A 20486-nucleotide genomic window follows, 5' to 3' on the forward strand; every position below is an offset into this window, starting at 1 on the left:
TGGCCAGGCCGGTGGTAGGTCTGTGGGGCTGGGGGACGGGGACCGAGCCGGGTGCGTTCCGTGTCTTGTGTTTCAGGCGGATGGCGTGACGGCTATCCGAGTGGTCTGTTGTGTGGCTGGGCGAGCGGACGGCGTTCGGTGAATGGCCATGGGTGCCTTGCAGCGGCGGTGAAGGCAGTTGGTCCTTCATGAAGGTGGGTGAGGACGCCCAGGAAGACGGCGTGGGAGATCACCAACAGGCGGCCGTTTGCTTCGGCTGTGGCGTGGAGGAAGTCGGCACAGCGAGTGGCGCGGATATGGAGTTCGGTGAGGGTTTCCCCGTCGCTGCATCGCAGAGAGGGGTTTTCCAGTCGGCGTTCTTTCCATGCCCGGTAGGTAGGCGGATAGGTGTCGGGTGTGTGCCCGAGGACAATGGTGGGAGCGCGCCATTCGGCCAGGAGGCCGGTGGTGGTGATGATCGGCAGGCCGGTGAGGCGTGTGATTTCGGCGGCGGTCTGGCGGGCTCGCAGGATGGGGCTGGTGAGGATGCCTGTGATGCCGTCGGGGAGGGGTAGGGAGCGGCGGACCTGGTCGCGGCCCTCGGCGGTGAGGGGTGCGTCGAGTGGGGCGTGATAGCCGGGCCGGTGGTTTTCGTAGGCTCCGTGGCGCATGAGATGGATGTCAGCCAAGGACCCAGCCTCCGTCGACGCGGAGGGTCTGGCCGGTGATGAAGCCGGCGCTCTCGGAGGCGAGGAAGGCGACGGCAGCCGCTACGTCGTCCGGATGGCCTCGTCGCTGGATGCACTGGCGGGCGAACTGCCGGGCGGCCATGGCTTCGGGGTCGTCGACGACGGTGTCCTCGGCGGGGACGCGGATGGAGCCGGGGGCAACGCAGTTGGTGGTGATGCCGGATGGGCCGAGTTCGCGGGCGAGGGCGCGGGTGAGCCCTTCGAGCCCGGCTTTGGCGCTGATGTAGCCGGAGAGGTCGTGGCGGCCTGCGGTGGCGAGAACGGATCCAATAGTGATGATGCGCCCCCACTCGCGGGCGATCATGGCGGGGGTGAGCTCGTGGGCGAGGAGGTAGTGGCTGGTCAGGTTCGTGTCCAGGGCTTCGCGCCAGCGGCCGGGGGTGGTCTGCGCCCAGGGCATGCGGGGGTAGGCGCCGGCGTTGCTGACGAGGATGTCGATCGGTCCGAGGCGTTCGTGGGCTTGCTGACAGAGTGCGTGGACAGAGGCTGGGTCGCGGAGATCTGCAGCCAGGGACAAGACTGTCACGGCGGCCCGGGAGAAGCGTTTGGCGAGTGCGGCGGCTTCCTCGTGGTCGTCGAGGTGGGCGAGGACGACGTCCGCCCCGTCGGCGGCGAGGCGTTCGGCGAGGACTGGGCCGATGCCGCCGGTGGCCCCAGTGACCAGGGCGGTGTGTCCTTTCAGGTCGCCAGGCATGAGGTCTCCTGCGGGCAGAAGTAGAGGGTGGGGTCGAAGGACGGGCTCATGGCTTCGGCGAGCCGGGCCAGGAGGATCAGCCGGTCGTGGGGTGCCAGGTTGGCGAGGTTGTAGACGCCGAGGATGCGCATCGCCACATACGGGCGCAGCAGTTCGGCGAGGCTGCCGCCGGGCCAGAGCTGTTCGGCTACGGGGTGGACCAAGTGGTGCCAGTAGGCGGTGACGGCGGCTCGGCGCGGTGGTGAGAGGCGCAGCGTGTAGTCGATGTGGATGGTGCGGGCGGTGTGTTCGACGTCGGCCCTGTGTATCTCGGGTGTGTTGGCCGGGACGTGGTCGAAGGTGGCTGAGTGGTCGGCGAAGGCGGGCGAGTTGTAAGTGGGGACGAGCCATCCGCCGAGGGCAGAGGTGTACCAGAGGAAGTTCGCGAACTCGCCCGCGATGCTGTTCAGTCCCGCGGTGTCGTAGTCGAGCCAGGCCAGGGGGTGGGCGAGGTTGACGTCGGTGGGATCGCCCTGGGTGAGGGCTGCCCACACCGGTGCCGTCGCGCCGAAGTCTTCCCGCAGGCGCGTCAGGACGGCGGGCCAGTCCAGATGATGTCGTTGGCCGTTGATGCGCAGCGCGTACCCGCCGAGGCGGGAGACAGGGACGTCGACGAGACCGTCGGCGACGGGGAAGTCCGCTCCGGCGTAGTACGCGTCGAGGCGGCCTCCCGGCGCGGCACGGTCTCGGTACAGTTTGCCCACCACGAGCGACGGATCGACCAGCTGAGCGGTCCTGAGGATGACCTCCCGGTACGTGGCTGCGAGTTGGCGGAGGTAAGCGGACAACTCTTCGGGCGTCTCAGCCGTGTTGAACAGGTCGAGCAGCAGTCCCCGGTTCCTGTCAGCGGGCAGGCGTTCGTACGCCAGGAGGTATCCGCCGGGGACGCGCAGGTAGGCGTGGAGTGCCGGTACACGGTAGTGGCCGGCCAAGCGGGCGTGACCGCGGATTTCCTGGCGGGCCTCGGCCGGGTCACGGGTGTACTTCATCAGCAGGCGATGGCCCTGGACGTCGACGGGGCACAGCAGGTTGCGGGTGAAGCGCCGCACTGGTCCGATACGCAGACGTGGCTGTAGGGGCATCAGCGGACTCCATTCAGCAGATCGAGGCAGACCTGTGCCAGAGCGGCAGGGGTGAAGGCGTCCATGTGGATGTCCGTGTCCGGGGTGATCGCGTCGCGTACGGGGCACAGATCGCCCTGGTGCATACGCTCAGACAGAGCGGCAGCCACCGCGTGGTGGTGGGGCAAACCGGTGCGCCACTTGCTGTGGCTGTGCCGTGCGTACAGGCCCACGACCGGTGGGCCGCTCCCGTTGGGTGTACGGGAGAGGGCGGCGAGGTGGGTGAGGCCGGTGTCGTTGCCGATGACCAGGCGGCAGTGGGGGAACACATCGGCGAGGTCGATGGCTGGTATCCCGTCCAGGTAGAGGATCTCTACGCCGCTGCGCGTGGTCTGGGTGGAGATATGCGTCCCCGTGCCGGGGTCGCCGCCGATGACGAGCAGGCGGACCTGTGTCTGGTAGGCGTCGGCGATATGGCTGGCGATCTGGATGTACCGGCGGGGGGTGTAGTCCTTGAGTTCCGGCCAGCTGGTCGCGGTGATGGCCGCGATGGTCATACCCTCCAGCCACCCGGTCGTGTGCAGCTCTTCGACCAGTCGACTTCGCTGACTGACCAGGAGTGGGGCGAAGGGCGTGGTGGCGGGCAGGCGGATGCCGAGACGGCGTTCCAGGGCCAGGTAGTAGCGGGCGGGGAGGTCGGGGTGGGCGCGGTCGTCGCTGGACCAGCAGGGAGGCGCTGCGGGGTCGCAGACCAGGCTCACCTCAGCCCCCGCGCCGGATGCCTCGATGCCTTCCCGATCGCCGATGACAGCCCGTCGGCCGATGCCGGGCCGGGCGTCGGGTGGCGTGTGTGTGAACAGTCCGGAGCGGGAGATCAGGTGCGCGTACGGTCCGGTTGCCCGGATGGTGGTGGAGAGAGTGCGCAGAGCCAGCCAGTCGGACAGCGCGCGGACGGTGGCGAGGGCGAGGAGGGTGTCGCCGAGCTTGCCGTGGAAGCTGACTTCGATCTCGTCGCAGGTGTTGAGACGGTCGACGAGTTCGGTAGCGGCGGGCATGGGCAGGGATGCGCCGAGTGGGATACTCGCGCGGTCGTACCCCAGGGGTGTGGTGTGGACTGCCTGAGCGGAGACCATCTTCGTTCCGGGGCGGAACAGTATGTCGACGGGGGCGAGTGTGGTCACGGGGCTGCCTCGATCGTGGTGAGGGAGACCAGCGGGAGGCCGAGCCCGTCGAGCAGGGCGCGGGCCCCGCGCGTGGTGTCCTCCACGAGGCAGGCGGCAGCCAGCGGTTCGGCCCCGGCCTCGCGGAGCCGGCGGGTGAGGTCGGCGAGGGTCTGGCCGGTGGTGATCTCGTCGTCCACGAGGATGATCCGCTGCCCGGGAGCGATGCCGTAGGCGAAGACGTCGGTGCGCATCGCGTGCGGCTCGCGGAAGCGGACCGCGCCTTTGAGCGGCAGGTGGAGCTTCCAGGCGATCTTGTACGGCAGCCGGGAGACGGTGGCGAGGCTGAGGGTGGGCAGGATGCCACCGGCATCCAGGCCGAGCAGGAAGTCAGCGGTGCGGTCGGCGTAAGACAGCTGGGCGTGCAGGCGCTCCCACAGCAGCCCTCCAACGACGGCCAGAGTCTCGGGGTGGACTGGGTCTTCGAGACCGTCTAGGGAGTGGATGACGCGCTCGCGGCGGCTGGTGGCGCCGATGCTGAGGCGTTCGACGACGCGTGCCGAAAAGGGTGGCACGGCAAGGGTTTCGGGCATGGCGAAGCTCCTGGGGCGAGGAGAAGCAGGGGAGAGTGGGGCGGCAGGGCGTCAGGCCGCGACTTGTGTGGCGTACCAGTCCAGGAGGCAGTCGATGGCGATCGTGACCGGCTTCAGCGCCTTCTCCCGGTCGCCGTCGCGCCAGGCGGCGGAGATGTCGGCAAGTGGCGGCACCCTGAAGGCGGGCAGGCCGGGCATGACGGAGGCGGCGGCGAGAATGCGGTCGGGGCCGGTCTCCCACTGGTTGTGCTCGCGTAGCAGCAGGCGGCAGGCCAGGACGAGGTGCTTGTACAGCGGCCGTAGGGCATTCGCTTCGGCGCTGGCGCGCAGGCGGCGCATGGTGAGGATGACCTGAGGAAGTTCACGGACGGCGGCCAGGTCGAGTTCGGCGCGGGTGATCGAGGGGAGCTCGACGCCGGGTGCGGCGTGCAGGACAGGGTGCCCCTGCTGGAGCTGGTACAGCGCGAAGGCGAGGCGCGGGGTGAGGTGCCGTGCGGTCAGTTCCCCCGGCGTTATCAGGGACGGGCCGAGGGAGGTGACGCCCTCCAGAGAGCTTCGGTAGTCGGCGAGGGCCGTGTGTACCTGGGGGGTGGCCTCGTGGTCGGCGACCACGAGCAGATCCAGGTCCGACCAGCCGGAAAACCAGGTTCCTTCGCCCGGGCTGCCGGTCAGGGCGGCGAGCCGTACGCCATGGCCGTTCGCGCGGAGGGCGTCGACGAAGTCGGCGGTGGCCGACGCGACGTCGGCCGGCAGACCGAGCCCGTAGGGGGTGGCGACGCGTAGGGCCGAGGGGGCGGGCGGGGCGGTTATCCGCCGCAGTTGGGCGCGCAGGGTGGTGATGCTGCCGGAGTTGTCGATCACGTGGTCGGCGAGCGCCGCCACTTGGTGGGCACCGCGGCTCATCTTCACCTCGTCCTTGGCGGCCACGGCCTGCGGCGCGGTGCCGGACCGGGCGACCCGCACCCCGAAGGCGACGTCCAGGAAGACGATCTGCAGCTTCTCGCCCATGAGTTGCTTGAGTTCGGCGATCGAGGCGTCGTCGTGAACGGACTCGATGGTGAACAGCCGCGTGCCGGGGTTTCCTTCGGCGAAGCGGTTCAGCTCATCGAGCAGCAGCTCGGCCTGGCGGCGGGCGGAGAGCGCATAGGGGTCGGCGAGACCGCGCCGGAGCGCGGCCTGCCGCAGAAGGAAACCGATCTTCAAGCGCTGGGCGCCGCAGGTGTCCCGGACGAACTCGGCGCTCGTGCTCTTACCGCACTCGCTCAGCCCGCCGAAGGCGAGGACCCGCTGCAGACGGGGACTCGGCTGGATCTCCAACGCCACGGCCTCGTCCTGGCCGTACAGCTTGTAACGGGCCGGTACGGGCAGGCGCCGGTTTCCGGCGAGGAGGTCATGGATCAGGGCGTCGAGCCCAGCGCACAGTTCCTCGCGCTGGCGGTGCAGAGCGGGGATGCGGCGGCGCGTCAGCTCAGCGCGATCCGAAACGCGTTCGCTGTGCCAGATGCGCAGGGTGAGGACGGAGAGCCGGTCCAGCACCGAGGCGAGGGTCTCGGTGTGCAGCGGGGCATCAGGGCGGGTGGGGCCGCCGGCGAACGTACTGAGGATCTCGTCGGCCCGCTCGGCCAGCTGGTTGCGCTCGGCGTTGAGCTGGTCGATCTCCCGCTTGCAGTCGGTGACCTGCGCGGTGGTCAGTGCCGTGCCGCGCACGCGGTCCTCGGCGTCCCACAGCAGTCCATTGACGGTGTGGAGGCGGGTGACGGCGTCATCCAGGCGCCGCCGGTCCTTCTCCGCCAGAGTGGCGATGGCGCGGGCGAGCCCCGGCGGTATCACCAGGGGTGTTGTGTGTGGGGTCATCGGAGGTTCCCGTCCGTCAGCGTTGGGCCGGCAAGTGGGTGTCGAGGAGGGCGCACACCTGGGCGTGGACGTGGTCGGGGGATAGGTCCTCGCAGTTCACGACCCAGGTATAGATGTTGTGGTCGGCTTGCTGGAGCAGGACTGCGTGCAGCGTCCTCTGGTAGGCGGGGTAGACGCCGGTCCAGGGACGTCCCTCTCGGGCACTGGTGATCGCGTAGCTGCGTTCGGCGTCGAGGGAGGGAAGCAGGAGGACGGACGCTTCCGCCGGGACGGCGTGTGAACCAACGATGCCGGCCACGGTGTCCATGGCCTGTTGCACCGTCACCCGATCCTTGATCACGCAGGTCGCGGAGGCCACCGCGAGGAGCATGGGTAGGCCCCGGTCGAGCAGCCCCGTACGGCCCGCCGCCCGGGCGGCGGCCCGCTTGGCGTGGCCGGCCAACAGCATCTCGGTCAGCTCGACCGTGGTGGAGGTCCGGAACCACCACCGCGCGTAGTCGTCGGACGCCACCCGTGCCCACGGCTCAGGATCGTGGTCATGGATCGCACCCAGCGGCTGGAAGCCGGAGCGGTGCCGGTCCAGGCGTCGCAGCTGCGTCGTCTTGCCGACATTGTCAGGACCGTTGAGACTGACAAAGTCAGGCTGCGCGGCGGGCATCGGCGTTCACGCCTTGCGGACCGGCGTATCGAGAACGGAGTCGATCGCCCCCGTGTTGGCGACGATGAAGTCGGCCAACTGCGGTGGCATCAAGTTCAGTTCGCGAACAACAGCTGGTGTGAACGGCACTCGTACCACCTCGTAGCCGCCCCGTTCCGGCTTGCTGAACTCCGTGCCAGTCCGCGCGGTCAGGTCCATCGACACCAGGCGCGCGGCGAAGATGTGCTGGATACCGATGCCGCCTTCGAGTTCGTCGGTGATCAGATGGACGAGTTCTGCGCGCTCCACCGTGCCGCCGAGTTCCTCGAACACCTCGCGGTGCAGGGCCGCTTCGATGGTCTCGTCGTCGGCTTCCACTCCGCCGCCGACCGTTACCCAGTACGGTTCGCGGCCCGGCTTGGTGCGCTTGATCAGGACAAGCTCGTCACCGTCGAGGAGGATGACGCGGGCGCTGCGTTTGACGACGTCGGTCATGGCATGGGTTCCTTCTGGTCGCGGGTACAGCAAGAAATAGAGGCGGAGCGTCGCCTTGCGGCGATCGGATTTCCAGCCTGGCGGACCCAGCATGGGGCAGTTCGTGGCCAGGGTGTGACGTACGCGTGCTGCACCAGTGCCGCACCAGCGCCGAACATGCCTGGTTACGCTGGGTACTTCGGTGGTCGATCAACGGTGAACGGGGGTACGGCGGTGGTCACGGTGAGGCAGTGGACCGGTCGAAGCGCCCGGGTGCTGCGCGACGACGCCCTGCGCATGAGTGTCCGTGAATTTGCCGCGTACCTGGGCGTGAGCGACCGTGCGGTATCGAAGTGGGAGGCAGGCGGGGAGAATTACCGTCCGCGCGCTGATTCGCAGGCAGCTCTCGATACCGCTCTCGTCCGCGCTTCGGACGAGGCCAAGGCACGGTTTGGCGAAGCTCTTGGACTGAACGGCGCCGGGCCACCGCCCGCAGCAGGCGGGATCGAAGTCGACTCCCACAAGTTTTTGCCCGTCTTCATCGGCGCCGAGCGCGCCCACGGGCTCCGCGCCGACATGACGCAGCGCGCCGAGGACGAGTGGCTGCAGTCTTCAGCAGCCCGGGTAGACCACCCGGAAGCCCAGGAGTGCACGCTTCACGTCTTCGCCTGCGGCGTCGCGGTGTTCCACCTCGTTCAGCCCCACACGCCCGCGTCGCTCACCGAACTTGCCGTGTGGCGTTACCGCTCCTACGCCACCGACCTACCCTGGGCCAGGGCGAAGATCCGCGATCTCCTTGGCGAGGACCACACGTGGGTACCTAGCCCCGAGTACGTCCTGTCCCTGTACTGGCTCACCGCGAGCCCGTGGACGGGCAGCGAGTACGACATCGCTCTGCGCCTGCTGTCTACCCCGTCCGTACTCGTGGACCGCGGCGCGGCCGGCGGCCCCGCGCCATTGGACGGCACGGTGGAAGAGACGCTCCTGACCACGGGCTTCGACCATCCGGACATCGTGTCCTTCGGCGTACGCGGTGTCTCCGCCGGCTACGCGGGATGGTCCGGCGTCGCCTACGCATCCATCGCGCCCGAGCGCAGCCTCACCGTGGACGAGCTGGTGGCCTGCGAGCTGACGGTCCAGGCCCTATGGTGCTTCACCCGGCAGATCCAGCAGATGATCGAGGAGGGCCAGGACCCCTCCATGCCCGAGCAGTACGGCTGGCGTTTCCTTCGCGCCGCGTCCTCCCGGCTCACCACGGCCCGCGCGCAGGAGACCGCTCAGCACGTCCTCATGCGGGAGGCCATCATGAAGACCAGCGGCCTCGCCGATCGCCTGAGTGCCGCGCAGGACGCCTTGCGCGAAAGCGTCGGCTGACAGCGAGCTAGGAGAGACACCGGATGGACATCGGCAACGCGGCACTGGTCGTGATCGACATGCAGAACGGCTTCGTGAACCGCCACAGTGTGCATGCCGTTCCCGCGATCGCCGGCCTGGTCACCAGGTGGGCCGCGACGGGCAGGCCGGTGCTCTTCACCCGCTACTTCAACTACCCCGACAGCCCCTACGAGCGGTTTTTCCACTGGCGCCGTCTCCAGGGGCCGCCCGAGACCGACATCGTGCCCGAACTCGCCGACCACGCCGTCGGCGCCCACGCCGTCCTCGACAAGACCGGCTACACCCTCTTCACACCAGAAGCCGCCGGGCTGATCCACCAGGCTGGCTGGACCGACCTGGTCTTCTGCGGAGTGGCCACCGAAAGCTGCGTCCTGAAGTCCGCCGCCGACGCCTTCGAGCACGGCTACGCGCCCTGGATCGTCACCGACGCCTGTGCCAGCGATGCCGGACCCGACGTCCACGACGCCGGCCTGACCGTGGCACGCCGCCTGATCAGTCCCGGGCAACTCGTCACCACCAACCAAGTGATGCAGCAACTCGCCTCGTACGACCCGGCCATGGTGCTGGAATAACTCCATGGCCGTCACACCCTCACGCACCGGAACACCCGTGCCCCCCGATACCGACGTGATCATCATTGGCGGAGGCCCGGCCGGCTGCGCGGCTGCCCGCATGGCCGCCAGCGTCGGCACCAGATCTGTGCTGATCGAGCCGGATGCCTTGTGCCGCAACCTCTACCGGATCCCTGCGCTCAACAATGTCCTGGGCGGATACGCCAGTGGCCCGGAACTGGCCGACTCCATCACGGCAGAACTGAAGAGCACCACGCTGTGCCGCATCGAACTGGGCCGACACGCCACCCGAATCCGTTCCGCTGACGACCACGTCACCGTCACCCTGGACACCGGAAAACAACTGGTCGCGCCCCACACCATCGTCGCCACCGGCGTCGGCCCCGTTCAACCAGAAGACGCCCCCTGGATCACAGCCCCCTCCGGCCTCACCCTGATGCCGCTGTGGCAGGCCGAAGAAGATCAGGCAGAAGGCCGCACTCTTCTCATCCTCGGCGGAGACCGCCCGATCGGAACCTTCCTTCGAGCCAATCCGACCACCGACACGCGCCTGCTTGTGGCCTACCCGCCGAGCGACGACTACAAGATCGAAGAGATTCGCGACGACCCTCGTGTCACCCTCATCCCGGCAGACCATCTGACCCTGGACCTATTGGAAACGACAGTTCTGTCGGCCGACATCGTGGGTCGCGACGGCGAACACCAGCACGTGACAGCCGACCTCACCTTCCTCAGCATCGGCACCGCACCCACCGCCCCGAATGGCGACCTCATTCGCGATGCCACCGGCTACTGTCCCCCTTCCAACCAGCACCCTCGTGTCATCATCGCGGGAGACCTTCGCTCGCCCCGCTTCCAACGGATCATGACCGCTATGGGTTCCGGCAGCGAAGCGGCCCTGCACGCCTACTATGCGGCACGGGACATGCTCCCTGGGAACTCCCGTTGAACCATGTGGGATCTCAAGTTCGGCTGCACATTCTCACGGCTGACTCAATGACTGTGCCCTTCGGCACGGCCTAGCCCGAGGTGCGGCGGTCGTTGATGACAGCGCGTACGGCCCGGTCGCCGCGAGGGTCGGCCATCAGGCGGGCGATGTCCCACCACCGCAGCAGCAGCGCCGGATAGTGCGGTGGGATCGCGTCCATGAACTCCCGGTCGAACCGTGCGCGGACGCTCTCGTAGCGCAGGGCGGCGCGGATGTCGTCCATGGACGGCGGGCGGTGGCGGATGGCGGGCGGCAGCGTGGCTTCGTACTCCGGCGCCAGCTCGTGGCCGGGCTGGACCATGATGTTCCCGCCCAGCGCGGCGGCGACGTCGTCCTCCAGTTTCTCCTGGGCTTGCACGGCACGCTCCCACCAGTGGTCCCGGAAGGCGGCGACGGCCTCGGGGTCGGCCAGGTCGAGGGCGTCGCGCTGCTCGTCGAACCCCGCGCACTCATCGCCGGGCAGAGTTTCCCGGATCGCGCCGAGAGTCTTCGCGGGATGGCGCGGCGGGGCCTGGCCAAGGTGGCGCACCCACTGGTCCCTGCGCTCCTCGTCAGAAGGGGGTCCCCACACCAGGGCGCCGCCCATCATGCCGGGCTTCTCCGGGCCGGCCGCCGCCAAGGGGGCTTCCAGGCTGAGCGCCATGAGTTCCAGGTAGGCGGGCAGCGACTCGTACTCCCGCTCGCGCTCCCCGAACCTGCTCCACTTGCATACTTCCCCGGTCTCGCCGTTCAGGTAGAGGCCGTAGACGGTGTCGTCGGGGTTGAAGGAGCAGAACGGTATCCAAGACGGCTTCCACAGCACCAGGGCGTCCTCATCCTCGCCGTTCTCCTCCTGGAACCGCGTCTGCATCTGGTAGACCTCGATCACGGCGTCGAGCGGCATCAGGGCCCAGCTGCCCAGCATGAGCCCCGAACCGGCCACGCCGTCCTCACCGGCGGACAGCCGCCACAGCGCCTTCAACTCCTCAGGAACGCTCACGCCGAGGGCTTCTTCGAGAGCCACGATCTCGTTGTCGGAGGCGCCGGGCTTGAGGGCCGCGTACGACGGCGGGGCGTAGTCGGCCAGCCATTCCACGATCTGGCCCCATGCCCGGGTGACTCGCACATCTGCTGGTGTGTCAGTGGTCATAGTCACCACGCTTGCATTGCGCCCCGACCCATCACACACTGGGACCCGAGCGCCAGCACATCGCCGCCCGTCCCGCCATGAGCGCCACAGCGGTCGTGAGGAAATGCCACCGGCCCTGAGACAAGAGCCCCGGCCACTGCGTGAGACAACCTGAGAAACAGCTGATCAGCGCGACGCCCCATGACGTGTGGCGCGAGACCCTACAAACCAACCAGCCGCTCTCGGCTCATCGCCAGGCAGCGCCTATCCCTCTCGAGTATCTGGCGGGTAATGCGAGTGTCTTGGGAGCTTTTCCGCTACGCGGCCGTGCGCTCGCAGGCCCGCCGGGATTCAACAAAGGACAATCACCTCAGGCGAGGACCTCGGACGCTGGTGAGGCGACCGTGGGGCCTATCCGGCTCGTCGAGCCGCTGTCCCAAAGGGCTTAGACAGGGTGCCAGCTCGTCCACAGGCTCGGGATGACCAACGCGAGGGACGGTGATGAAGAGCGGGCAGCAGGCGTTCGTGCCGCGAAACGTTGAGGCGACCGTGACGCATCTGCGACAGACTGACCGAGCCCCAGCGCTGGGCGCATCGCACCCACGCCTTGAGACCGTTTGGAGGAAGGCGATGACTGAGTCCGAACAGCCGACTGCCCGGTGGAAGAGCGAACCGATGACGACGCGGCTCATCGCTGCTGTTCTCGTCACGGATCCTGACAATGGCAGACTCCTTATCCTGCGGCGGGGCAGTCACTTGGACTTCGCGCCTGGCGAATGGGATGTCCCCAGCGGCAAGGGCGAACCACGGGAACCGATCACTGCGACAGCGGTACGGGAACTGAAGGAGGAGACGGGCGTCGTGGCCGCTGAGGCGGACCTGCGCCTCGTCCACGTCGTCCATGGCTCCTGGGGAGCGGAGGTTCCGGGGATGTTCATGGCTCTGGTCTTCCACACTGACCGGTGGAGCGGTACTCCGCACAATGCGGAACCGCACAAGCACGACACCATCGCCTGGGTGCCGGCAGACGACCTTCCACGACCTTTCACACACACCACTCTGGTCGCCGTCAAACGGTATCTGGACGGGGGCCCGATCCTGTCGTTCGACGGCTGGCCAGAGGCAGGATGACGGTCAGTCCCGGCAGCTGCCGTAGGGCCGCCCTGCAGCGGTGTGAAGCTCAGCGATGAGCCGCGCGGCTTCCTTCTTGGCCAGCTCCAGCCGGGGATTTTCGGGGTGCGCGCGTGGCCCCGCCACCTTGGCGCAGAAGAACGGCGCCCTCAGTCGGCCGGTCGTGCTCTCCAGGTCCGACCGGCGTTCGCTCCACACACGTTCCGCCAAGGCCGGCACGGCGAGGGAATTGCCCCATAGCCACGGATCGTATGCGGTCAGGGGTTCTGCCTATCCGCGTTGAGGAGTACCGGCAGACCGGCCGGGCATGGGCGTACGACTCCTGACCCGGAGCTGCCAGTGACCATGGAAGACGTGGACGGCGAGGACCAGCCACGTGGGACGATCTGTTTGTCCGCGACTTGGATGCATGGCCGCTGCGGTTCGTACGGTGACGACAACGACCCGCCGAAGAATCCGCCAGCCCTACCTGGGCGGCATCCGGCGGAACCTACCTGGGTGCGGTGACGCGTAGCCGGATGGCCTCCGACCCATCCGGCTAGCGCGTGTGACTGACCAGTCAGCAGTGGCACGGGCTGGCCGATCAGACGATGTATTCCTCCATCAGTTCGGCGAGGTGGACGATGGCGGGCCAGGTGGTGGCGATGTTGGTGTGAGCGTGGAAGCGTCGTTGGGCGTGGACGTACATGGCCCAGTCGGCCGGATTGTCGCCGTCCTGGAGGAAGGCGGGCACGATCTCCAGGGAGGTGGGGTTGGAGCAGGTCCAGGTCCGATTGCCGGTCTGGGCCGGGTCGAACTTGGTGAGCGTGAGAGGGGTCTGGTTCTGATCGGGGCGCGGGTTGATGCCCCAGAAGGCGCGTTCCCCGACTTCGACCAGACCGGAGAATCGTCCGTGCCGGGTGACGGGGATCAGTTCGTCGGTGTCGTCGCCGGCGCTGACCATTTCCTGGGTGACACCGAAAGCTCTGGGCACTGCAGAGCGATCGCTGCGCTCGCGTAGCCGGATGATGCGCAGGCCCGGTTGGTCGCCGGGCTTACGGCGGTCTGGGTCCGCGTTGGGGGCCGTGAGGTCGATGCCCGGCAATACGAGCTGGTCGAAGGTGATGCGGCTGTCCTGGAGCCAGGGCCAGATGTCCTTGTCGCTCGTCCGGGCGCGGCGTACGAGCAGCAGGCGATTGACGGTGGAGTCGAGCGACAGAGCGTTGGTGAGGAATTCGGCGAGGGCCGCGCGAGCGGTACGGGGCACGCGTCCGCGGCCGGCCACGAGGGCTTCCGGCAGGGCGGTCAGCGGCATGGGGCGCTCCGTGGGGCTGCCCGTCGTCGTCATGAGCTGTGCTGTGGACTCCTCGTGGGTGTGCTGACGGATCAGCATGGGCACGAGCATCCGCTCGCCAGCGGGGGCGAGCCAGACGGTGATCAGCTCGAAAGGGCCTTCGATGCCGGGTGGGGCGGGGAGTTTGGGCAGGTGACCGGCCTGGCGGAGGGCGTCCCGGAGGGCGGAAGTGGCGCGCTCGATGTCGGTGGTCGAGAAGTCGGTGCCGGGGAAACGCTTGGCGAGGGCTGCTTTGCTGGGATTGGGGTTGGCCGGCGGGATAGGGCGCAGGCCCTGGACGTTGCGGCGCAGGCTCGGGAGGACCTTCTTGAAGAGGGGTTTGGGGTCGCGCTGGTGTGTGCGGGAGAAGTAGGCCGCGCCTTCCATCTCCACGATGCAGGCGCTGGGGTGGGCAAGGCGGGGGAATGCACGGGTGATTCGCGCCGTGCGTTCGGCCTCGCTGGCTTCGTAGGCGGCCCGCCGGGCTGCCGGGTCTGACTCGGTGGAGCGTGGCAGACCGGCGGTCAGGTCTTGCGGGTCGTGGCGGTGGAGGGTGAGGTCGATCGGTCCGGTGAAGCTGGCGCACGCCGCTGTTGAGGCGGCGGGAGTCAGGCCGAGTTTGTCGGCGGCGGCTGTCTGTAGACCTTGCCAGGTGCGGTCGGAGGAGGCCCAAACTTCGAGTTCGTACGTGGGGGAGCCGGGCAGCTGCATCGGCAGGCGTGTCTTCGAACGGGTCCGTGCCTTGGGGCTGGGCGTCAGGGGGACCAGCCCCTTGTCCTCCAGCTGTCGGGCAACCTGAGTGAGGACCTCCATATGGTCGCGGGGCTGGTAACCGTGGCCGACGGGGTGCTCGTGGGTGGCACGAGCCGGCGGGGCGCCGTCCTGGTCCGGATGGCGGTAGGTCATGCCGGTGCTGTGGACGAGATGGGCGGCGAAGGGCTGACCCGCCGCGGTGCCAGGGGCGGCGCGCAGTTCGTCGAGGCTGGGTGGCTCGTGGTGGGTGAGGCGGGCGAGGATGCTGGTGACGCCCGGCTGCCAGGTCCAGGAGGTGTCCTGTCCGCGTCGGCGGATGGTGACGGAGCTCTGCAGGAGCATGGGACGTTCGCGACGGTGGATGAATCCCTCTTTGGCGGAGAGCAGGACGCTGGCGGTGGGGTCCCCGTTTCCGCGGCGGGGGATGTAGTCGAGCGCGTTCGTCGCGAAGCGGGTCATACCCAGGTCGATGTGGAGGTGGACTTCGGGGACCCCGGGCACGGTTTCCAGGTGGAGGGTGAGGACGTCCACGCTGGCTCCGGCCGCGCCGTCGTCATCGATGAGGAGCTCCGGCAGTCCGAGGTGCAGGGTGCGGCGGCCGTCGGCTTGGGTGGGGCCGAGCCGCAGGTCACGGCGGTGGCCTAGGAGCTGAAGCCCGGTGGTGGTGAGATGTTCGGCGACGAGGCTGGGCAGGAGGTCGAAGACGTGCGCGGGAGGGTTGGCGGTGCCGTTGGGATGAAGGCCGTGCTGGGCGAGGTCGAGGTCTTCAGGGATCCATGCGAACTGGCCGGCGCTTTCGAGACGGCCGTACCAGTCGGTGTCCGGCACGTGGGGCGCGACGTGAGCGGAGGCCCATGCCGACAGCGCGATCAGTAGCAGGTCCGGGTCGATCTCGGTACGCGCGCGAAGCCAGGCCGGATGGCGCGGGTTCCATCCCACGGAGGTGATGTCCGGGTCGATGAGGGTGATCAAGTCCCTCAGTGACCTGGTGGGCAGGCTGTCCGGTCCGTTGCGCTTTCGGCGGCCGGGGCGTGCCTCCCAGGCGTCCTGCAGAAGGCTGAGCATCCCCGGTGGGCAGGTCGCTCGGTAGCCGGTGACGGGCCAACTGGCCCCGGAGGAAAAGGTGAGCACGGTGGCCTGGGTGGCGCGGTAGGCGGGCATCAGCGGTGACCCCAGTCGATGTTGTCGAGGAGATGGGAGGCCAGGCCCCAGCAGGCGTGGGCGAGTTCATGGTCGAGGCTCTGCGCCGCAGTGGCGGTCGGGCCTGGATCGCTGAGCCAGCCGTGCAGGAGCTGCTGGGCGGCGACGATCACGCTCGTGCGGGGAGTGTCGGCCGCGGTTTCGTCGAGCGTGGCGGTTCGGGGCGCGAAGGCGGCGTCGCAGAGATACACCAGAACCGGTTCATTGCCGCGGATGCCTCGGCCGATCGTCTGGTGGAGCGGGACGAGGAAGTTGCCGACGAACGCCGCGTGTTCGACCGGGTCGGTCAGGCGGGAGAACAGCACCGGTTCTCCGACCCGCTGCTGCCATCGGCGGCGTTCGCCGTGGCGGAGTTTGCGTGCGAGGTCGACGGGATCGACCAAGGGGTCGGTCAACTCGATCGGGTTGCGGAGGCGGCGCATCGCCTCGCGGCTGAGCAGGGACAGCGGGAAGGTGGCATCGTCGGCGGGCGGGTGGATGCGGGCCAGGTAGAACACCGCGCCCAGGGCTGCGACGCGGCGGGCGTTGAGGATGTTGTGGCCGCGTTGGACGGCGCCTTCGGCAGCAACCAGGATGTCGGCCCCGGAAGCGGAAAAGGTGGGCAGGCGGCGCCTCGGGATGCTGTGCCGAGTGGGCGGGTCGTCGTCGCGGATGACGTGCAGGGCCGTGTAGGGCGTCTTGTGATTGATGTAGTCGGCGACTGTCTGAGCATCGCGGGTGCTCTGCACGGTGAACAGGACCTGCTGACGGTCGTCGGCCAGACGCAGACGGGCCTGCTGGAGCAGGGACTCGCGCGCACCGGGGGCCGGGTTGCAGATCCAGTCGGCGGCCGTGCACAGCGCGTGGGCATGGCGAACGGGGTCGCCGCCGGTGCCCGAGGTGAACACGGGGCGGCCGTCGGGATAGCGCGGCGGCCGGAAGAACATCTTGCTCTCCTTCAGCGCCGCCCTGGCCTTTGCCGGCTCCTGTAGTACCAGGTTCGGGGCGACGTCCAGGTGGAACCGCGGTGAGGCGGGCATCCAGCTGGTGGCGGAGGCAAGGACGACATGCGGTCCCTCGATACCCTCGGTTGTCAGGAGATCATGGAGGTGGTAGAGCAGCCAGCGGCCGACCCCGCGCAGCCACAGGATGCTGAACGATCCGCTGTCACCACCGGGGTTGGGCTGCCACTGAAGTGCCATCAGGTTCCCAGCAGCCTGTTCCGGCACGAAGGGCATCAGGTCACGTGGCGGCTGCCGGCTCCAGAAGTCCTCCCCGTCGCCGATCGGGGAGGAGCTGATGGCGTGCAGCCGTTGGGCAACTTCGAAGAATGAGGTCGTGATTCGCGCGGCCCACACCCCGGCCTGCAGCAGTTGTGCGTACTCCGCCAGCGTGCCTCGGACATTCGCCTCGTCGATGGCGGGCTGGTGCGTCGTGATCCATGCCTCTGCGGCCTCCTGGGCCGAGACACGAGTGTCGTGGGCCGCTGTCATCGCCTCGATCAGCTCCGCCCAGTTCGCCGCAGGAGCCTGGAACGGGGCGGAGAGCAGCGAGGCGAAGTGCTCTTCGAAGTAGTAGTCGGCGGCTTCTTCCTGTTCCGCCTTGTCCGTGAAGTCAGTCCGTTCACCAAGGCCGTGAAGGCTGCGGGCCAAGCGTCGCATGAGGCTGTAGCCGGTGAACGGTCCCTCGGCGATGACGTCGCGCAGGGCGTCAGCACCAGAGGCGATGACCAGCCGGTACAACTCGGTCAGTGCCTGATCGTGCCGACGGAAATGTTTGTCGCCGGCCGTCACCTCCGGGTTGAGCAGATCGAGGAACCAGGAGTGCTCCAGCCGCTGCCCGATGCGGTCGCCTACCCGGTGACTCCAGCCCCTGCCGGGTTGGGAAAGGATTTCGTGCAGCAGGAACCGGTCGTCGAATTGCTGCTGCACGGTGTCGGCTTCGTCGACGAGCAGGACGGACAGGTGGTGCTGTGCCGCTTCGGCGACGCGGACCTCGATATGGGACTGAGGCATCCTCGTCGAGGCCAGGCCCGCAGCGGTCGTCACCCACACCTGAGCGTCGGCAACCTTGCGTGCCGCCGTATGCGAAGGACACCGGGACAGAAGCGGGCAGTCTCGACGCCCGCTCTCGCCGGCGACGGCGAGACGGCCTGTGCAGGGCCGCTCCTCGCGGGGCAGCGGGGCCCGGTCGGTCCTGCTGGTCAGCCGCAGCTCCTCCAGGTAGCACTGGTCGTCAGCGAACTCCGCGGCAGGGTCCAGACCCGTGGGGAAGGTCGTCTCGCCGTCGTGGAGGAGCGAGCGCCAGAACCGGTCCTTGTGGACGCCTTCCCGGGTGCGCCCGAAGATGGGCACGGCATCGATGCCCAGGGCCTGCAGGAAGCTGACCTTGGCGAACACGTCGCTGCCGGAGGCGAGGACGAACCCGACCTTGCCGCCGCGGCGGGCGGCGATGAAGGCGATCAGGTCCAGCAGGGTGGACTTGCCGCTGTTCATCAGGCCGACCACGTGCCACAGGCGGTCAATGGTCATCCGCCACTGCTGATCGAGGAGACGACCTTCGGCGTGGTCGGCCAGCAGGGCTTCCATCTGCTCGAACCGTTTGACGAAGTCCCGGTTTTCAATCTCCGGATGGGCTTCCAGGAGTTTGTCGATCTGTTCGGCAGCCCACTGGAAGTCATCCCGCGTGAGGGGGAGGGGCTCCTGCACTCGGGAGGCTGCTGCGGGCAACACTGCGGGTGCCGGCGCTGGGATGAGAGTCTCGGGGACGCGGATCTGTTCCCGCCTGCCGTCGGCCCGCTCGAAAGAACACACCGAACCCGGCGGCGCCGGCCGGTAAGAGGACGCCGTCTGATAGGGGGCGATTTTCTGCAGCGTCTGACGGTAGAGGTCATGACGGGCCGCTGCGTACGGGGTGGACCGCCGGGTGAACACGGTCGACAACTCCGGCTTGTGGCCAAGCATGTCGCAGGGTTCGAAGCCCCGCACCTGTACCGGCAGCTTCACGTACTGATCGAGCTTCTCCCGCATGGTCCCGGCCTTGGCAAGCGGGCCCATCACTTCCCGCAGGGTCCGGAGCTGCGGACCCAGGTCCTCTTCCAGACGCATGTAACCGGACAGAACCGGCCACAGCGCGCCGACACCCTGGCCGGGCAGATGGTCGTCCAGGAACGACAGGCCCATCTCCAGCGCGCAGATCTCCCAGGGCCTGAGGGGTCCGAGCAAGGGGCGTACGCTGTCGTCCGCCAGCTCCTTCACCAGTGACTTGCTCCAGGCGCGAGTGTCCCTCATCGCGCTCCTCCTGCCTGACGCGCACGGACGGTGGCCTGCCGCAGGAACGTCTTCTCGTCGAGGACTTCGACGCCGGAAACGCGGCCCTGCAGTTCACGCTCCAGATCCGCGCGGTACCCGGGAGTTCTGAGGCGATGCATGGGGATGACGATGATGCGTCGCCGCGCCGGCACGCGTGGATCGCAGCGAAAGCCCCGGGCGAGCAGGGCTGGGCTTGAGCAGTCCTTGGCGTCGACGGCCCAGCGCTCCGCCTCTGCACCCGGTTCCCGGGCCTTGAACGTCAACGCCATATCCCACGCATCCAGACACGGCCAGTCCTCAACGCACAGTGTGCCGTCGGTGAGTTCGCCCAGGTGGTCCAGCAGCCGTCCCTCCAGCAGTCCCGGGTCGTGGAAGAACTGGCGGGTTGCCCGGTGCTGGGTCCAATACGCGCCCAGACACGTCACCTCGTACCGCTCTGGCACCCCTGTACAGCCGGGAGCCCCACAGCCAACGGCCCCGTCGTCAACCGGATTCCGGCAGTCGGCACAACGCCGCAGGCGAACTTTCCCCGGCGCCTGGACCGGGTGGTGGACGTAGGCGATGCGGACGAACTTCGCGAAGAACGAGTCATGGTCGGAGTCCGCTGCCGGGAGTTCCCGCGCCAGCGCCTGGACCTCGCGGTCGCTGAGCACCGGATGGTCGATCAGCAGGCGCCGCAGCCGGCAGTAGACCCGCTGGACAGCGTCGTCGTCCTTACCGTTCATCCGTGCACACAGCATCAGGGCGGCAAAAACCTGATTCTGAACGAGTTCCGCCTCGACGTCAGCGTGCTGGATCAGGTCTGCGGCCTGCTCGGCGAACTCAGACAGGGCATCACCCTCCAGCAGCACCGCTTCGAGATCGCCCTCGGTGAGGGACAGCGGTACGGGCCACGATCCCAGCGGACGACGGCACCAGTCGAACAGTTCCAGGTCGTTGCCGGGGGCCTTCCAAGCCCAGTGACTGCGCCTTCCACCACAACCGGCCGCGTGCATCACGCCAGGCACGCGGCAATGGCCCCGACCCGTCGGTGTCGCGGGCTTGAACGCCGGCCCGCTGTCGTTCGAGGCGGATTTTCGCCAACGCGGCACACAGCAGCTCCACCAGCAGGTAGTCGTCCTGAGCGGTCCGTGGGTTTCTTTCTCTGCCGGGGCCAGCGTCCCTCGATGCAGGGACCGCAGCAGCCGGGCGGTGGTCATCTGGAAAGTCGCCGTCAACCGATGGTGGCTGCGTATCGCCGGAGGCCGACGCAGCCGCTTCCTGAGCAACACTCATAGCCGACCGGTATACCTGACCGCACTGACAACGCCCCTCAGGATTCGAATGTCCATGCGATTGATCCGCTCATGACTTCGATTATCGTCGGCCGGCGCTGCCGGACGGCACTGTGGACAGCGGCGCTACGGCCTGCGGGATTCTTCGATGGGGATCTCTGGCCGCTCTGTCTTCGTCTCCGGGAACGCTCGCGGCCCGCGCTGTCAGTGGTGCGTGGTGGGA

Annotated in this window: 17 protein-coding genes; 4 read left to right on the forward strand and 13 right to left on the reverse strand. The window is 68.2% G+C overall.

The genetic code is table 11. From position 1 onward, the window contains the following. Nucleotides 1-92: 92 nt before the first annotated feature. Genes QF032_RS31275 through QF032_RS31310 form a run of 8 tightly spaced genes read right to left on the reverse strand, consistent with a single transcriptional unit; the run spans nucleotide 93 to nucleotide 7261 of the window. Nucleotides 93-668 carry a histidine phosphatase family protein gene (locus QF032_RS31275; RefSeq protein ID WP_307058486.1) on the reverse strand — a complete coding sequence of 192 codons (576 nt, stop codon included), beginning with the start codon at nucleotides 666-668 and terminating at the stop codon, nucleotides 93-95. Further along, nucleotides 661-1422 carry an SDR family NAD(P)-dependent oxidoreductase gene (locus QF032_RS31280; protein ID WP_307058488.1) on the reverse strand — a complete coding sequence of 254 codons (762 nt, stop codon included), beginning with the start codon at nucleotides 1420-1422 and terminating at the stop codon, nucleotides 661-663. Before QF032_RS31280 ends, QF032_RS31275 begins: the two co-directional genes overlap by 8 nt. After that, nucleotides 1407-2543 (reverse strand): hypothetical protein, encoded by a 1137-nt coding sequence (locus QF032_RS31285; RefSeq protein ID WP_306948112.1) that lies wholly within the window; start codon nucleotides 2541-2543, stop codon nucleotides 1407-1409. Before QF032_RS31285 ends, QF032_RS31280 begins: the two co-directional genes overlap by 16 nt. Continuing rightward, nucleotides 2543-3703: a glycosyltransferase family 9 protein gene (locus QF032_RS31290; protein WP_307058490.1), complete on the reverse strand. Its 1161-nt coding sequence runs from the start codon at nucleotides 3701-3703 to the stop codon at nucleotides 2543-2545. Before QF032_RS31290 ends, QF032_RS31285 begins: the two co-directional genes overlap by 1 nt. Next, nucleotides 3700-4275, reverse strand: a complete 576-nt coding sequence (locus QF032_RS31295; RefSeq protein WP_306948108.1) for a phosphoribosyltransferase family protein — start codon at nucleotides 4273-4275, stop codon at nucleotides 3700-3702. The genes QF032_RS31290 and QF032_RS31295 overlap by 4 nt, the downstream gene beginning before the upstream one ends. A gap of 51 nt (nucleotides 4276-4326) precedes the next feature. Next, the gene (locus QF032_RS31300) at nucleotides 4327-6129 is read right to left on the reverse strand and encodes a DUF4254 domain-containing protein (RefSeq protein WP_307058492.1); all 1803 of its coding nucleotides are present in this window, start codon (nucleotides 6127-6129) and stop codon (nucleotides 4327-4329) included. Between the two features lie 16 nt (nucleotides 6130-6145). Then, nucleotides 6146-6787, reverse strand: coding sequence for a hypothetical protein (locus QF032_RS31305; protein ID WP_306948104.1), 642 nt, complete (start codon nucleotides 6785-6787; stop codon nucleotides 6146-6148). A 6-nt stretch (nucleotides 6788-6793) separates the two neighbouring features. Continuing rightward, nucleotides 6794-7261 carry an NUDIX hydrolase gene (locus tag QF032_RS31310; RefSeq protein ID WP_306948102.1) on the reverse strand — a complete coding sequence of 156 codons (468 nt, stop codon included), beginning with the start codon at nucleotides 7259-7261 and terminating at the stop codon, nucleotides 6794-6796. Nucleotides 7262-7513: 252 nt separating this feature from the next. On the opposite strand from QF032_RS31310, the gene QF032_RS31315 reads away from it, so the two are divergent. Genes QF032_RS31315 through QF032_RS31325 form a run of 3 tightly spaced genes read left to right on the forward strand, consistent with a single transcriptional unit; the run spans nucleotide 7514 to nucleotide 10156 of the window. Beyond that, nucleotides 7514-8614 carry a helix-turn-helix domain-containing protein gene (locus QF032_RS31315; RefSeq protein ID WP_306948100.1) on the forward strand — a complete coding sequence of 367 codons (1101 nt, stop codon included), beginning with the start codon at nucleotides 7514-7516 and terminating at the stop codon, nucleotides 8612-8614. A gap of 23 nt (nucleotides 8615-8637) precedes the next feature. After that, nucleotides 8638-9207: an isochorismatase family cysteine hydrolase gene (locus tag QF032_RS31320; protein WP_306948098.1), complete on the forward strand. Its 570-nt coding sequence runs from the start codon at nucleotides 8638-8640 to the stop codon at nucleotides 9205-9207. Between the two features lie 4 nt (nucleotides 9208-9211). Continuing rightward, nucleotides 9212-10156, forward strand: a complete 945-nt coding sequence (locus QF032_RS31325) for an FAD-dependent oxidoreductase (protein ID WP_307058494.1) — start codon at nucleotides 9212-9214, stop codon at nucleotides 10154-10156. A gap of 70 nt (nucleotides 10157-10226) precedes the next feature. On the opposite strand, the gene QF032_RS31330 is transcribed toward QF032_RS31325, so the two are convergent. Next, a complete protein-coding gene (locus tag QF032_RS31330) occupies nucleotides 10227-11324 on the reverse strand; it encodes an SMI1/KNR4 family protein (RefSeq protein ID WP_307058496.1) in 1098 nt (365 codons plus the stop codon). Between the two features lie 609 nt (nucleotides 11325-11933). On the opposite strand from QF032_RS31330, the gene QF032_RS31335 reads away from it, so the two are divergent. Further along, nucleotides 11934-12434, forward strand: a complete 501-nt coding sequence (locus tag QF032_RS31335; protein WP_307058498.1) for an NUDIX domain-containing protein — start codon at nucleotides 11934-11936, stop codon at nucleotides 12432-12434. 3 nt (nucleotides 12435-12437) lie between these two features. Here the strand turns inward: QF032_RS31335 and QF032_RS31340 are convergent, their stop codons facing one another. From QF032_RS31340 to QF032_RS31355, 4 genes are all read right to left on the reverse strand, one after another. Beyond that, the gene (locus QF032_RS31340) at nucleotides 12438-12644 is read right to left on the reverse strand and encodes a hypothetical protein (protein WP_306948088.1); all 207 of its coding nucleotides are present in this window, start codon (nucleotides 12642-12644) and stop codon (nucleotides 12438-12440) included. A gap of 373 nt (nucleotides 12645-13017) precedes the next feature. Continuing rightward, on the reverse strand, nucleotides 13018-15660 hold the full coding sequence (locus QF032_RS31345) for a pPIWI_RE module domain-containing protein (protein WP_307058500.1): 2643 nt from the start codon (nucleotides 15658-15660) through the stop codon (nucleotides 13018-13020). Next, nucleotides 15660-18935, reverse strand: coding sequence for a pPIWI_RE_Z domain-containing protein (locus tag QF032_RS31350; RefSeq protein ID WP_307058502.1), 3276 nt, complete (start codon nucleotides 18933-18935; stop codon nucleotides 15660-15662). Before QF032_RS31350 ends, QF032_RS31345 begins: the two co-directional genes overlap by 1 nt. A gap of 29 nt (nucleotides 18936-18964) precedes the next feature. Beyond that, nucleotides 18965-19996: a restriction endonuclease-related protein gene (locus QF032_RS31355; RefSeq protein ID WP_307058504.1), complete on the reverse strand. Its 1032-nt coding sequence runs from the start codon at nucleotides 19994-19996 to the stop codon at nucleotides 18965-18967. Nucleotides 19997-20486 lie beyond the last annotated feature (490 nt).

Source organism: Streptomyces achromogenes (genome assembly GCF_030816715.1).
GTDB lineage: Bacteria > Actinomycetota > Actinomycetes > Streptomycetales > Streptomycetaceae > Streptomyces > Streptomyces achromogenes_A.

Coding starts and splice junctions, on each gene's coding strand:
- QF032_RS31285 (WP_306948112.1), bottom strand. CDS start 2,543: ATGCCCCTACAGCCACGTCTGCGTATCGGACCAGTGCGGCGCTTCACC.
- QF032_RS31330 (WP_307058496.1), bottom strand. CDS start 11,324: ATGACCACTGACACACCAGCAGATGTGCGAGTCACCCGGGCATGGGGC.
- QF032_RS31280 (WP_307058488.1), bottom strand. CDS start 1,422: ATGCCTGGCGACCTGAAAGGACACACCGCCCTGGTCACTGGGGCCACC.
- QF032_RS31325 (WP_307058494.1), top strand. CDS start 9,212: ATGGCCGTCACACCCTCACGCACCGGAACACCCGTGCCCCCCGATACC.
- QF032_RS31310 (WP_306948102.1), bottom strand. CDS start 7,261: ATGACCGACGTCGTCAAACGCAGCGCCCGCGTCATCCTCCTCGACGGT.
- QF032_RS31335 (WP_307058498.1), top strand. CDS start 11,934: ATGACTGAGTCCGAACAGCCGACTGCCCGGTGGAAGAGCGAACCGATG.
- QF032_RS31345 (WP_307058500.1), bottom strand. CDS start 15,660: ATGCCCGCCTACCGCGCCACCCAGGCCACCGTGCTCACCTTTTCCTCC.
- QF032_RS31300 (WP_307058492.1), bottom strand. CDS start 6,129: ATGACCCCACACACAACACCCCTGGTGATACCGCCGGGGCTCGCCCGC.
- QF032_RS31320 (WP_306948098.1), top strand. CDS start 8,638: ATGGACATCGGCAACGCGGCACTGGTCGTGATCGACATGCAGAACGGC.
- QF032_RS31295 (WP_306948108.1), bottom strand. CDS start 4,275: ATGCCCGAAACCCTTGCCGTGCCACCCTTTTCGGCACGCGTCGTCGAA.
- QF032_RS31305 (WP_306948104.1), bottom strand. CDS start 6,787: ATGCCCGCCGCGCAGCCTGACTTTGTCAGTCTCAACGGTCCTGACAAT.